Annotated in this window: 10 protein-coding genes; 5 read left to right on the forward strand and 5 right to left on the reverse strand. The window is 71.4% G+C overall.

The window, feature by feature from the left end; genetic code table 11:
• Positions 1–2: 2 nt before the first annotated feature.
• Both AC5L3X_RS14155 and AC5L3X_RS14160 read right to left on the reverse strand, forming a co-directional pair.
• A complete protein-coding gene (locus AC5L3X_RS14155) occupies positions 3–1,595 on the reverse strand; it encodes an MFS transporter (protein ID WP_494857366.1) in 1,593 nt (530 codons plus the stop codon).
• The gene (locus tag AC5L3X_RS14160; protein WP_189128200.1) at positions 1,592–2,350 is read right to left on the reverse strand and encodes a hypothetical protein; all 759 of its coding nucleotides are present in this window, start codon (positions 2,348–2,350) and stop codon (positions 1,592–1,594) included. Before AC5L3X_RS14160 ends, AC5L3X_RS14155 begins: the two co-directional genes overlap by 4 nt.
• A 228-nt stretch (positions 2,351–2,578) precedes the next feature.
• On the opposite strand from AC5L3X_RS14160, the gene AC5L3X_RS14165 reads away from it, so the two are divergent.
• Both AC5L3X_RS14165 and AC5L3X_RS14170 read left to right on the forward strand, forming a co-directional pair.
• Entirely contained in the window at positions 2,579–3,838 is a 1,260-nt protein-coding gene (locus AC5L3X_RS14165; protein WP_494857367.1) for a DUF5753 domain-containing protein, read from the forward strand.
• A 194-nt stretch (positions 3,839–4,032) separates the two neighbouring features.
• On the forward strand, positions 4,033–4,824 hold the full coding sequence (locus AC5L3X_RS14170; protein ID WP_494857368.1) for an SAM-dependent methyltransferase: 792 nt from the start codon (positions 4,033–4,035) through the stop codon (positions 4,822–4,824).
• An 84-nt stretch (positions 4,825–4,908) separates the two neighbouring features.
• On the opposite strand, the gene AC5L3X_RS14175 is transcribed toward AC5L3X_RS14170, so the two are convergent.
• Positions 4,909–5,727, reverse strand: a complete 819-nt coding sequence (locus AC5L3X_RS14175) for a DUF4253 domain-containing protein (RefSeq protein WP_189128203.1) — start codon at positions 5,725–5,727, stop codon at positions 4,909–4,911.
• 309 nt (positions 5,728–6,036) lie between these two features.
• Between AC5L3X_RS14175 and AC5L3X_RS14180 the strand changes: the two genes are divergently transcribed.
• Positions 6,037–6,435, forward strand: a complete 399-nt coding sequence (locus AC5L3X_RS14180; protein ID WP_494857478.1) for an HAD family hydrolase — start codon at positions 6,037–6,039, stop codon at positions 6,433–6,435.
• Between the two features lie 156 nt (positions 6,436–6,591).
• Here AC5L3X_RS14180 and AC5L3X_RS14185 read toward each other — a convergent pair whose 3' ends face one another.
• Positions 6,592–7,710, reverse strand: coding sequence for a TIGR03118 family protein (locus AC5L3X_RS14185; RefSeq protein WP_494857369.1), 1,119 nt, complete (start codon positions 7,708–7,710; stop codon positions 6,592–6,594).
• Positions 7,711–7,829: 119 nt separating this feature from the next.
• Between AC5L3X_RS14185 and ppgK the strand changes: the two genes are divergently transcribed.
• Positions 7,830–8,567 carry a polyphosphate--glucose phosphotransferase gene (ppgK, locus tag AC5L3X_RS14190; protein WP_494857370.1) on the forward strand — a complete coding sequence of 246 codons (738 nt, stop codon included), beginning with the start codon at positions 7,830–7,832 and terminating at the stop codon, positions 8,565–8,567.
• A 273-nt stretch (positions 8,568–8,840) separates the two neighbouring features.
• A complete protein-coding gene (gene hrpA / locus AC5L3X_RS14195) occupies positions 8,841–12,722 on the forward strand; it encodes an ATP-dependent RNA helicase HrpA (protein WP_494857371.1) in 3,882 nt (1,293 codons plus the stop codon).
• Here hrpA and AC5L3X_RS14200 read toward each other — a convergent pair.
• Positions 12,712–13,311, reverse strand: coding sequence for a Uma2 family endonuclease (locus AC5L3X_RS14200; protein ID WP_494857372.1), 600 nt, complete (start codon positions 13,309–13,311; stop codon positions 12,712–12,714). The two genes, hrpA and AC5L3X_RS14200, sit on opposite strands and share 11 nt — an antisense overlap.
• Positions 13,312–13,446 lie beyond the last annotated feature (135 nt).

A 13,446-nucleotide genomic window follows, 5' to 3' on the forward strand; every position in this document is an offset into this window, starting at 1 on the left:
TGTCAGCGCTGGTTGACGGCTCTATAGGTGAGAGGTTCGCGGGCGCCGAAGCGGGCCAGTTCTTCCTCGGCCTCGTCGCGTACCTGGACGAAACTGTCGCGGAGCTCGGCGAGGAGCCGGCGCAGCATGATGAGCTCCTCCTCCGCCTCCCGCCTGGACATGCGGGCCGGCCGGCGGCGCGGGGTGCCGGCGACGCGGACGAGTGCGGCGGTGCCGAGCAGCACGGCCGCGGCCATGCAGGCGACCAGCACCGAGGCGAAGCCCGGCATCGGCCCGTCCAGCAGTGGCTGGTCGACCAGCGCCGAGGCGCCCGCCACGCCGATCGCTCCGCCCAGCATGCGGGCGGTGTTGATGGCGCCGACCGCGGAGGCGTACTGGGTGGGATGGGCGGCCATGGTGCCGACCGCGAAGGTGCCGGTGGACAGGGCGCCGAAGCCGCCGCCCAGCATCAGCGCGGCGATCACGCTCAGCACGTTGGGCTGGGGGTAGGCCAGCATGAGGGCGCAGCCGCCGCCGAGCGCGAGCGCTCCGGCGTAGATGACCGCGTTGAGGCCGATGCGGCGGCCGGCCAGCATGGCCAGCGGGCTCGACACGATCATCGCGATCGACACCGGGGCCAGCCAGAGACCGATGCTGACGGGGTCGAAGCCGGAGGACCTCAGGTACAGCGGCCCCATGGCCAGCACGACGAACGACGCCGCGCCGTACAACAGGGACGCCCCTCCGGCCCACAGGAAGCCAGGGCGCCGCCACAGCCGCATGTCGATGGCGCCCGCGGCGTGGCGCCACGACGTCGTGACGGCCCCTGCCAGCAGCACCCCGGCCGCCGCCGCGCAGCCGAGTGTCCGCGCGGAGGTCCATCCCCACGCGCCGCCCTGGGACATCGCGAGCACGGCCGCGGCGATAGCCCCGACCAGTAACACCGTGCCCAGCACGTCGGGCACCCGGCGGTCCGTGCCGCGCGAGCGCGGCAGCGCGGGGGTCAGCATCAGCAGCGCGGCCGCCAGCCCGGCGCTGGGCAGGAACAGGCCGCGCCAGCCGTACGACTCGACCAGCAGCCCGCCGGCTCCCTGCAGGGCGAGCGCGCCGATGCCCGACGAGGCGCTCCACAGGGCGATGGCGCCCGCGCGGCGGTTGGCCGGCAGTTCGCCGAGCAGCAGGGCGAGTGAGGCGGGGAACATCAGCGCGGCGCCGATGCCCTGCGCGGCCCGCCCGCCCAGCAGCAGCGGCCAGGACGTGGTGGCGATGACCGCCGCCGCGCCGAGGCCGTAGAGGGCCAGACCGAGGGCGAGGACGTTGCGCCTGCCCAGCAGGTCGGCGAAGCGACCCGCGGTGGCCAGCAGCGCGGCGACCGCGGCGAAGTTGACCGTGCTGACCCAGGTGACCTCGGCCATGGGCAGGGCGGCCGCGATCGGGTCACGGCTCAGCACGGGGATCGCCAGCATCGTCGCCGTGCTGTCGGCCATGATCGCGATCACCACTCCGGAGGCGATCAGGCGCAGTATGGCGAAGCGTCCCCGGACCCGGAGCCGTGGCCGTGCCACGGGCTCGACGGTGGGTCCGGCGACATGCTCGCGAAGGGAGGTCAGAGTCATCGCGGCGTCTCCGCGAGGTCACGGTGGGCGACGGTGACCGGCTCGGGGCGCGGGATCTCGGGGCAGTTGGGCACGCTCGCCGCGACCATCCGCTCGGTCAGGCTCACGGACTGGCCGGGCGACCGGGACCAGGGCTGGGCCTTGCCGCCGACGAGTGTCCGGACGATCTGCGAGGCCAGCGTCAGGTGCTCCGCGCAGCGGCGGCTGACCTTGGCCTCCAGGCCGGCCACCTGCGCCAGCCTGAGCCGCAGCGGCTCCAGCGACGCGGTGCGCTCCAGGCCGTCGAGCTCGGCCAGCCGGTGCGGCCAGCGCAGCTGCCTGCCGAGGCGGTCCTGGACCTCGCCGGCGATGCGGTCGTCGGGGTACTTCTCGTCGCGCAGCCGGGTGCCGATGGCGACGGCCGCGCGGGCGGTGTGCTCGTAGTCGGCCAGTCGCCCGGTGAGTGCGGCGTCGAGCATCCGGGCCCGGTGGGTCAGGCAGTCGGCGCTCCAGCCGAGGACCATCAGGCGGTCCTCGCCCACCTCGGTGTGCCAGCCGGCGAGCCTGAGCTCGCGGGCCATGCGGTGGTAGAGCACCCACCGCTCGCCGTTGCCGTCGACCCAGACCTGCACGCCGCCGAGCGGCAGGTTGGCGACGTGCACCTGCTTGCTCTCGGGTGCCACCCGGGAACAGATGCGTTGGATCACCCGGTCCTGCGCCGGCACGGCCTTGGGCCGCCTGGCGAACCAGGAACCATTCTGGGGATCGGGGGTCACGTCCGGCCTCCTCCTCGCCGGCGACTCTCCAGAACCGTCCGGCCGTCAAGTCACAGTTTCCATGTGTCGGTCCGATAGTGGGACCCTGGCCGAAGTTGTGTCAACTGGTAGTTATCATTTGAGTTTGAATCGGTTTAAGGAGCGGAATGCCGGACCTGCGGCCGGACATGCGACGAAACGCCCGGCTTCCCTTACGCTGGAGGCCCTACGGGCGGCGGGAGGTGCCAGGTGGCGAACATCGCCGAGCGGCTTGACCTCGCTCTGCGGAAGCGTGGCTACAGCGGGGCCCAGGTGGCGGCCGAGCTGACCAAGGCCGGCATCCCGATCACCCGCGCCTATGTCAGCCAGCTGCGCACCGGCAAGCAGACCAACCCGACGCTCCAGGTGCTCCGCGCCCTGGCCGCCTGCCTGCAGGTCAGCGTGGGCTGGCTGGTGGGCGAGGAGCAGGCCGACCTCGGCGAGGAGCGATCCCCGGGGGCGGCGAGGGCGATCGGCGAGTCCGCGTCGGGCCTGTCCGACACCTCGCTGCACGTCGTGCGCGACGTGATCGGCCTGGCTCGGCGGGCCGAGGGCCTGCCGGAGCGGGAGCCCGAGCCCGAGCCCGCCCCCCGGATCCCGGAGATCCCCGAGGTCGCGCCCGCGCTCTCCGGGGCGCAGCGCGAGGCGCTCGGCAGGCGGCTGCGCGGCCTGCGCCTGGCGGCGCGCATGTCACCCGAGCAGGTCGAGGCCGCGCTCGGCCGCGGCAAGGCGGCGATCGAGGCCATCGAGGCGGGCGCCGTCGTGCCCGCACCCGCCACGGTGGAGCTCCTGCTCGACCTCTACGGCGTGATCGCGCTGCCCGTCCGCGAGCACGTGCTGTCGCTCGCTCGCGCCGAGCGCGAGCCGGTGCGCTGGGACGACGACGCCGTGCCCGTCTGGCTGGCCGCCGCCTGCGCGCTCGAACAGCGCGCCTCGGTGATCCGTACCTACCACCCGCAGCTCGTCCCGGCGCTGCTGTGGACCGAGGGCTACGCGCGGGCCGCCATCACGGTCTCCGGGCCGGCCACGCTCGGCCAGGAGTCGGTCGACGACGCGGCCCGGCTCGCCCTGGCCCGCCAGAAGCCGGTGATCGAGGGCGGCCCGGTCGTCTGGGCGATCATGGACGAGAGCGCGCTGCTGCGTTCGATCGCCGAGCCACAGGCGCATCTGACGCAACTCGAAACGCTTCTCGAATACGCCAAACGCCCGCACATCTCGGTGCACGTGGTCCCCATTCAAGATCCCGCTTATCTCCCGCGTACGGGGCCGTTCACGCTCTGGCGTTTCGCGGAGGCTTTCGAGCCCGACATCGCCTGCGCGCACGCCGTCGAATCCGACGAATTGATCACGGATCCGGCCGCCGTCGAGGCCTATCACCAGGCGTTCACCAAGTTGTCGGTCACGACGACGACCCGCGAGGAGACCCTCGACCTGCTGTATGCGTACCGTGACCGGGCCGCCCAAGGATGATCATAACAAAGTCGGAAACTAATATTTCCTGATTTTGTTGGCCCCAATGTGTTGAATTGTTGGGACATTTGGATCATTTTTAACTTGGTTCCGAGTGAGACACGAAGCCAGAACTTTCCCGGCATTGCCTGGCGAGGGGAAAGGGGCGAGACGAAATGAACGAGCGCGCCATCCGTAATCTGGCGAGACTCGATATGTCTCAGGCTCGCATCACCCGCATGCTGGACGCCGCCGCGGGCGGCAAGAACAACTTCGTGGCCGACCGCGAGGCCGTGCGGCGCTATGACGAGGCCACCCCCGTGACCACCGCCGCCGCCCGTGCCGTGCTGGGCTTTCTCGCCCGCGTGGTGCGGCACCTGGCGCTCGCCGGAGTCGACCAGTATCTGATCATCGGCAGCGGCGTGCCCAGTGGCCTGCCCACCGGCCACCAACTGCACGACATCGCCCGTGACACGCTGCACGGCGCGGAGGCCCGGGTCGTCTACGTCGAGAACGACCCCATGGTGCTGGCCAACGCCCGGGCCACGATCGAGCCCGTGACCGACGCGATGCGCGTGGTCGAGGGGGACGTGCGGCAGATCGAGGAGCTGCTGTCCGACCGGGTGGTGCGCACGTTCCTCGACTGGGACCGGCCGGTCGGCATGCTGCTCGTCACGATGCACGGCGTCGGCGACGAGCACGCCGGGCACGTGATCAAGTGCCTGTGCCACGCCGCCCCGGCCAACAGCTACCTGGCCCTGCTCCAGACCACGTTCGACGGCATCCCGCCGGAGCTGCTGCCGGCCGCCCGCGAGCTGCTGGCGATGACCCTGCCCGGCCACGCGATCCGCGACAAGGCCGAGGTCACGGCCCTGCTGGACGGCCTCGACCTGGTCGCGCCGGGCCTGGTGTGGGTGCCGGAGTGGCGGCCCGACGGCGCCGAGACCACCTGCCTGGAGCAGCCGAGCACGTCGGGCAACTATGGGGCCGTGGCCCGCCTGATCTGACGCGCCCGGCCCGACCCACCCGTGATCCGACTGGCCTGGCGCGCCCGTGACCCGCCCGGACTGACCCGCCTGATCCGAGTGCGGTCAGTCCCACCAGAACGACCAGGTGTGCCGGCCGGCGATCTGCTCGGCGTAGCCCTGGAGGTCGCCGGGCCCCTGGACCACGTTGTCGGGGCAGAAGGCCCAGTGCTCGGCCGCCACGTGCAGCGCGTGCTCGGGCTCTACGGGAGGCGCGGCCACGCTCAGCTCCAGTGTGTTGAAGCCGACGCACACCACCCGGACGCCGAACCGGTCCTCCCAGCTGCGCACGACCGCCGCCAGCGGCACCATCCACTCGTTGTGGTGCAGCGCCCCCTGCCAGCCCATGACGGCCAGCGCGTCGGCGCCCCGGTGGGCGGCTACCAGCCCGAGCGGCAGGCCCCGGCCGGCCAGCTGCTCGGCGTGCCAGTCGGCCACGGCGCCCGGATCGGCCGCCGGCACGCCGGGCGGCGCCAGGCCCGGGCAGATCGCGCCGAAGGGGTCGAGCTCGTCGAGCGCGTCGGGCGGCATCTGGGCCACCCACTCCTGCCACACCTCCGCCATGAACCCCTCGGCCGTGAAGTGGCCGATCAGCGCCGCGTCGTCGGGCACCACCTGGCCGACCGACCAGGGCTGGGCCGACTCGTCGAGCAGCACCGGCCACAGGCCGCTGCGCGGGTGCTCGGCGCGGAAACGGGCCCACTCGGCGCCCGTCGCCGGCTCGTCGCTCATCCAGAACGCGGGCCGCGACGCCTCGCCCTGGCTGGTGTAGCCCGGGTCGGGCCAGACGGCCTCACCCTCGGGCAGCGCGACCGACAGGGTGCGGCCCCTGCCGCCGTCGGCGAACAGCCGGCACAGCTCGCGTGGCAGCCGGTGATCCTTCATGCCTTACCGTTCCGATCCGGATCCGTCGGGGAGATGGTAGTGCCGGGCACTGACACGCCTCCGGGGGCCGGGACTTTGTCCTGGACGATCCTGGATCGATGGACCTTCTGGCTGGCCGTGCCGGTCCATGACGGTGGGTTCATGGGGGATTTCGCCAGCCGTAGCCGTACTGCTCACGGGATGCGCCACCAGCGACGAGGGCCCGGCCGCCGGGGCGGGGCGCGGGAGACCGGGCGGTCGTGCGGACCGACGCGGGCACGGTACGGGGCACCACGACCGGAACCTATCGCCTGAACCAGGGCCGCGTCGATCGCGGTCGCCCTCGGCGGAGACGAGCGGGCCAGGCAGGCGGCGGCGGAGTTCGTCGCGGTGCCGTTCCGGGTCGACGAGGAGGTCAGGCGGCTGCTGGCCAGGGCCCAGGAGCGGATGCCCGTGGTGCTCGTCACCAACGCCATGGACAGTCTGGAGGCGCACCTGGAGTCGCTCGGGCTGACCTGCTTCGCCGACGACGTGGTGAGCAGCGCGCGGGTCGGCGTGGCCAAGCCCGACCGGTGCATCTACGAGATCGCCGCCGAGCGGGCCGGGGCCGCTCCTGAGCGCTGCCTGTTCGTCGACGACCGGCCGGCGAACGTCGAGGCCGCCCGCGCCCTTGGCATGACCGGGGTTCACTTCCGCACGGTTGCCGACCTCGCCGCGGCGCTGGCCTGAGCAGGCTCTTCGCTCCGTGCTGAGCGGGCCTTTCCTCCTGCACCGTGCTGGGCGGGCCCTTCGCCCCGTGGGGCCGGGCGGGCCCGTCACCCGTGTGCCGCCCGTCTCCGGCGTGGCCCGCGCCGGCCGCGCCGGAAACGTCAGCGGCCCCGGCTGTCAGTACCCGCCGTACGGCGAGGACGAGCTGGGCTTCTTGGTGTGGCTGGGCGAGTGCGACGGAGAGGTGGTCGGCGCCGTCACGGTCGAACGCGACCCGGCGGGCCGGATCACGCCCAGTACCCCGTGCTTGCCGCCGTCGGAGCCGGCGGAGAACCACAGGGCGTTGTCGCCGCCGTTGGCCGGGGTGCCCGGCTCCAGGTCCCAGAGCCCGGGCAGGGTGATCTTGCGGCCGTCCGCCTTGGTGAGTGCACCCAGGTGGCGCCCGCGGCGGAAGGCGTGGATGGTGCCGTCGCCGAAGTTGCCGACCAGGAGCGCGCCGGCGTACCGCCCGAAGGACTTCGGCGCGGCCGTCATCGCCCAGGGGGCGTTGAGCCCGGTACGCGCGATCCGGCCGGTCAGGCGGCCGCCCGCGTCGAAGCGGCTGATGAAGCCCTTGCCGGCGCCCGGGACGGACTTGCCGGTCGACGCGTCACGCAGCGCGTAGGCGATCCAGATGTTGCCGTTCACGACAGCCACGTTGAATGGCGAGTAGGTGGACGGGATGGCCCGGTCCCTGAACTGTGAGCGCGACAGCTGAATCCGCCGGAAGTCGGAGTCGAAGGCGTGGATGCGGCCGTGCGCGAAGTCGGCGGCGAGCAGGAAGTCGCCGTCGTCGGTCCGGACCAGCTCCAGACCCTTGTAGTCGGCGCCGCGGGTGAAGGCGGCGATGACGGCGTTCTTCGGGTCGACCTCGGCGTTCCAGCCGCTGATCGCGCCGCTCGGACTGGCGAAGATGAAGGTGGCGGGCTTGCCCTTGACGGTGAAGCCTTCGGTGGGGTTGAAGACCTGGCCGGTCGGGGCGCCGCCGGGGATGTTGACCTCGGTCTGCTCCTTCTTGCCGTTTCCGGAATAGACGGTGGCGCTGCCGCTGCCGGTGCCGGATACCCACAACGTCTTGCCCATGGCCAGCCCCCAGGGGTTGACCAGCTTGGGATCGGTGACGGGAGCCTTGCCCGAGACGTCCGAGACGAGGTTGACGACGTCGAACCTGTTGCGAGGGGTGGCCTGTGCGGGAGTGGCGAGAGTCGCTCCCAGAACGACTCCGACAGCGCAGAGTGTGATGATGCGTAACCGCATCCGTGCCTCCTTGTTAGCGCTTGTGACGCGAGATACGCGGGCGGCCCGGAACGGGTTCAGTGAGGACCGGAAATATCCGGCTCGGCGTTATTCGCCGCCGATAGGGGAGAGGGAGTGTCATGGATGTTTTGGGGATTGATATCGGTGGTTCCGGGATCAAGGGGGCGCCCGTCGACATCGAGGCCGGCAAGCTCACCCGGGAACGGCTGCGCGTCCCCACCCCGCAGCCGGCCAGGCCCGGTCCGGTCGCCGAGGTGGTGGCGCGGATCGTCGACCACTTCTCCTGGACCGGCCCCGTCGGGGTGACGTTCCCCGGCGTGGTGCGCGACGGGGTGGTCATGACCGCCGCGAACGTTCACCACTCCTGGATCGGGGTCGACGCGGCCGAGACGTTCGGCGGCGCCACCGTGCTGAACGACGCCGACGCGGCGGGCCTGGCCGAGATGACCTTCGGCGAGGGGCGCGGCCGGCGGGGCACCGTGCTCATGTTGACGTTCGGCACCGGCATCGGCAGCGCGCTGTTCACCGAGGGCGTCCTGGTGCCCAACACCGAGCTGGGCCACCTCCAGCTGAAGGGCAAGGACGCCGAGCACCGCGCCTCCGACCGCGCCCGCGAGGAGTCCGACCTCAGCTGGGAGAAGTGGGCCGCGCGGGTCGAGGAGTATCTCCGGCACGTGGAGATGCTGTTCTCTCCCTCGCTGATCGTCGTCGGCGGCGGCGTCAGCAAGAAGGCCGGCAAGTGGCTCCCGCACGTGCACCTCGACACGCCGATCGTCCCCGCCCTCCTGCAGAACGAGGCGGGCATCATCGGCGCCGCCCAGATGGCCGCCGCCCCCCGCCCGGCCGCCGCGAGGTAGTTCCGGGGCGCTCGTACCGGACGCGGCGCAGTGGCCCCCGCGCCCTCGGACGGCGCGCCGCCGGATCCCCGGACGGAAAGGGGCTCCGGCAAGGCAACCGGAACAGCCGCTCAGGAGTCTCACTGGTGACGTGACCGTCCTCGACGACGACTCTGGGGAGAGTGGGCCCGCCGCGGACGGTCACGGCGTTATTGAGGTGCGGGCCTCCGTGGTGATCGGGCAGCATGGGTCGTTGGCTCCGGTCGCGCGGGGCTCAAATATCCTGAAAGCAGTATGGGAACCTCTGCGTTGTCCTCCTCTCACCCTGAGCTCGGCGAGCTGCAGTCACGCCTGCCTGAGCTCATGCCCCGTGACCAGCGCCGGCTCCGGCGCCGCCTCGACGGCGCGCGCCGGGTGCGCTCCCGTGAGGCCCGGGAGAAGATCGCCGCGGAGATCCTCGCCGACGTCGAGCGCGCCGAGCGGCGGCTGACCCGCCGCCGCGAGGCCGTGCCCGAGGTGAGCTACCCCGACAACCTGCCGGTCGCCCAGCGCAAGGACGACATCCTCGCGGCCATCCGCGACCACCAGGTCGTGATCATCGCGGGCGAGACCGGATCCGGCAAGACCACCCAGATCCCCAAGATCTGCATCGAGCTGGGGCGCGGCGTCAGAGGGCTGATCGGCCACACCCAGCCCCGCCGCATCGCCGCCCGCACGGTCGCCGAGCGCATCGCCGAGGAGCTCGGCACCGACCTCGGCCAGGTCGTCGGCTACAAGGTGCGCTTCACCGACCAGGCGAGCGACCGCACCCTGGTCAAGCTGATGACCGACGGCATCCTGCTCGCCGAGCTGCAGAACGACCGGCTGCTGGAGCAGTACGACACACTGATCATCGACGAGGCCCACGAGCGCAGCCTCAACATCGACTTCATCCTCGGCTACCTCAAGCAACTGCTGCCGAAGCGCCCCGACCTCAAGGTCGTCATCACCAGCGCCACCATCGACCCCGAGCGGTTCTCGCGGCACTTCTCCGACGCCCCGATCATCGAGGTGTCCGGCCGCACCTACCCGGTCGAGGTCCGCTACCGGCCGCTCGACGACGATGACGACCAGACGCAGGGCATCGTCGACGCCTGCCGCGAGCTCGTCACCGAGGGGCCCGGCGACATCCTCGTCTTCCTGAGCGGCGAGCGGGAGATCCGCGACGCCGCCGACGCCCTGGCCAAGGCCGAGTTTCGCAACACCGAGATCTTGCCGCTCTACGCCCGCCTGAGCGCCGCCGAGCAGCACCGCGTGTTCCAGCGCCACACCGGCCGCCGCATCGTGCTGGCCACCAACGTGGCCGAGACGTCGCTGACCGTCCCCGGCATCAAATACGTCGTCGACCCCGGCTACGCCCGCGTCTCCCGCTACAGCCACCGCACCAAGGTGCAGCGGCTGCCCATCGAGGCCATCTCCCAGGCCAGCGCCAACCAGCGCAAGGGCCGCTCCGGCCGCACCTCCGACGGCGTCTGCATCCGGCTCTACGAGGAGGAGGACTTCCTCGCCAGGCCGGAGTTCACCGACCCCGAGATCCTGCGCACCAACCTGGCCTCGGTCATCCTGCAGATGACCTCGATCGGGCTGGGCGACATCGAGGCGTTCCCGTTCGTCGAGCCGCCCGACCGCCGCCAGGTCAGAGACGGCGTCAGCCTGCTGCACGAGCTGGGCGCGTTCGACGCGCAGGGCGACCTCACCGCGGTGGGCCGCAAGCTGGCCGCTCTGCCGGTCGACCCCCGCCTCGGCCGCATGGTGCTGGAGGCGGAGAAGAACGGCTGCCTGCGCGAGGTCATGGTGATCGCCGCCGCGCTGTCGATCCAGGACCCTCGCGAACGCCCGTCCGACAAGCAGCAGCAGGCCGACGAGAAGCACCGCCGCTTCGCCGACCCCGAGTCCGACTTCCTGTCCTACGTCAACCTCTGGCACTACCTCCAGGACAAGCAGCGAGAGCTGTCGTCCAGCGCGTTCCGCAGGCTGTGCAAGGCCGAGTTCCTCAACTACCTGCGCGTGCGCGAGTGGCAGGACATCTACAGCCAGCTGCGCCAGTCGCTCGGCGCCCAGCCCGGCAGCCAGGTCGCCGACCCGCGGAGCGTGCACGTCTCGCTGCTGGCCGGGCTGCTGTCACACGTGGGCGTCAAGGACGTCGTCGACAAACAACGCGCCTCCGACGGCCGCCGCCCGATCCAGGAATACCTCGGCGCCCGCAACGCCCGCTTCGCCGTCTTCCCCGGCTCGGCGCTGGCCAAGAAACAGCCGCAGTGGCTGATGTCGGCCGAGCTGGTGGAGACGTCGCGGCTGTGGGCCCGGGTCAACGCCAAGATCGAGCCCGACTGGGTCGAGCCGCTCGCGCAGCACCTGGTCAAGCGCACCTACTCCGAGCCGCACTGGGAGAAGAACCAGGGCGCGGTGATCGCGCTGGAGAAGGTCACGCTGTACGGCGTGCCGCTCGTGGTCGGGCGCAAGGTCAACTACGGCCGCATCGACCCCGAGCTGTCGCGCGAGCTGTTCATCAGGCACGCGCTCGTCGAAGGCGACTGGGACAGCCACCACACCTTCCTGCGCGCCAACCGCAAGCTGCTCGAAGAGGTCGAGGAGCTCGAGAACCGCGCCCGCCGCCGCGACATCATGGTCGACGACGAGGCCCTGTACGACTTCTACGACCAGCGGGTGCCCGCCGACGTCGTCTCGGCCCGGCACTTCGACTCGTGGTGGAAGAAGGCCCGGGCCACCGAGCCCGACCTGCTGACCTACTCGGCCGAGATGCTGGTCAACGAGGGTGCCGACGTCAGCGCCCGCGACTACCCCGACACCTGGCGGCAGCTAGGCCAGCGGATGAAGCTGACCTACCAGTTCGAGCCCGGCGCCGACGCCGACGGCGTGACCGTGCACGTCCCGCTCCAGGTGCTCAACCAGGTCAACTCCGACGGGTTCGACTGGCAGATCCCCGGCCTGCGCGAGGAGCTGATCACCGCGCTGATCCGGTCGCTGCCCAAGCACCTGCGGCGCAACTTCGTGCCCGCCCCCAACTACGCCAAGCAGGTGCTGGAGGGCGCCCGCCAGGGCGGCGAGCCGCTGCTGGAGGCCGTGGAGCGCGAGCTGCTGCGGCTGACCGGCGTCCGGGTGCCGCGCGAGGCCTGGCAGCTCGACCAGGTGCCCGAACACCTGCGCATCACCTACCGGGTGATCGACGAGCGCCGCCGCACGGTCGCCGAGGACAAGGACCTCGACGCGCTGAAGCGGCGGCTCGCCCCGCGGCTGCGCCAGACGCTCTCGGCGGCGGCCGACGACCTGGAGCAGTCGGGGCTCCACACGTGGAGCTTCGGCACCCTGCCCAAGGTGTTCGAGCAGGGCCGGATGAAGGGCTACCCGGCCCTGGTCGACGACGGCGACTCCGTCTCCATCAAGATCTTCGAGACCGAGCTGGAGCAGCGCCGCTCCCACTGGACCGGCACCCGGCGGCTGCTGCTGCTGGGCGTCACCAACCCGGCCCGGTCGCTGCTCGGCGGTCTGTCCAACCAGGCCAAGCTGGCCCTGTCGCGCAGCCCGCACGGTGGCGCGGTGGCGCTCTTCGACGACGTGGTCGACGCCGCGGTCGACAAGCTGATGCTCGACCGCGGTGGCCCGGCCTGGGACCCTGTCTCCTACGACCGGCTCTACCAGCACGTCCGGGCCGAGCTGCACGCCACCTCGGCCGATGTGCTGGCCCGGGTCGAGCAGATCCTCGGCATCTGGCACACCGTCGGCGCCGGGCTGGAGTCCGTACGCGCCGGCGCCTCGGCCGGCGACATCCGTGACCAGCTCGCCAAGCTCGTCTACCCGGGTTTCGTCACCGCCACCGGTCACCGGCGGCTGCCCGACCTGCTGCGCTACATCCGGGCCGTCGAGCGCCGCCTCACCAAGCTCCCCGAGGAGCCGTGGCGCGACGAGGAGTGGATGGACCGCGTGCACAAGGTCGAGGACGACTATCACGACCTGCTGGCCAAGCTGCCTCCCGCGCGGCGCTCCGACCCCGACGTGGTGGAGATCCGCTGGATGATCGAGGAGCTCCGGGTCAGCTTCTTCGCCCAGACCCTCGGCACCCCGACCCCGGTCTCGGAGAAGCGCATCGCCAAGGCGATGGACAAACTCACACCTTGAAGACGGACGTGTCCAGCTCAACGTCGATCGGGCTGGGCAGCCGCAGCGGCGACCCGACCGGCACCGTGGCGCTCGCCAGATAGGCGCCGTCGCGGGGCTCGCTGTGCACCGTGACCGACGGCGGCTCGGCGAGGAGGTCGATCAGCAGATAGATCGGCACGCCGCCGGTCGCGTAGAGCGGCGGCTTCTCCACGCGGTCCCGGAGGGCGCTGCCGGCGGAGACCACCTCGGCGACCATGATCAGCCCGGACGACCGCAGCTCGCGGTCACCCCACCTGGGGCAGTCGGGTGGCGCGAGCACGAAGTCGGGCTCGACGGGCTCTCGCGGCCCTTCGACGCAGACATCGACGTTACCCGCGCGCCCCTTCCAACCGTGTTCGTCCATGACCGGAATGAGGACACGGTAGAGCGCCATGGCGCAGTCAGCGTGTTCGGGGGTGCCTACAGGGCTCACGATGAGATTTCCTTCGACGACGTCGGCCCGGAAGCCGGGGAGTTCGGGGAGTGCGTCGAACAGCTCCCGTGCGGTCTCCGGCAGGCGCTTGTCGTTGGACGGCACCAGCTCGGTGTGGTGCTGCCTGATCGCCATGACAACCATCGAAACTGTCCCTCCGTACTCGAATGGGTACCCTGAGTATCGCATTCAGCGCCTGCGAGCGGACCCCCTTACGGCGCGAAACGGCCGCCTCGCTGTCAACGAGGCGGCCGTGGATGTGGGGCGGCG

Source organism: Nonomuraea sp. CX421 (genome assembly GCF_059358955.1).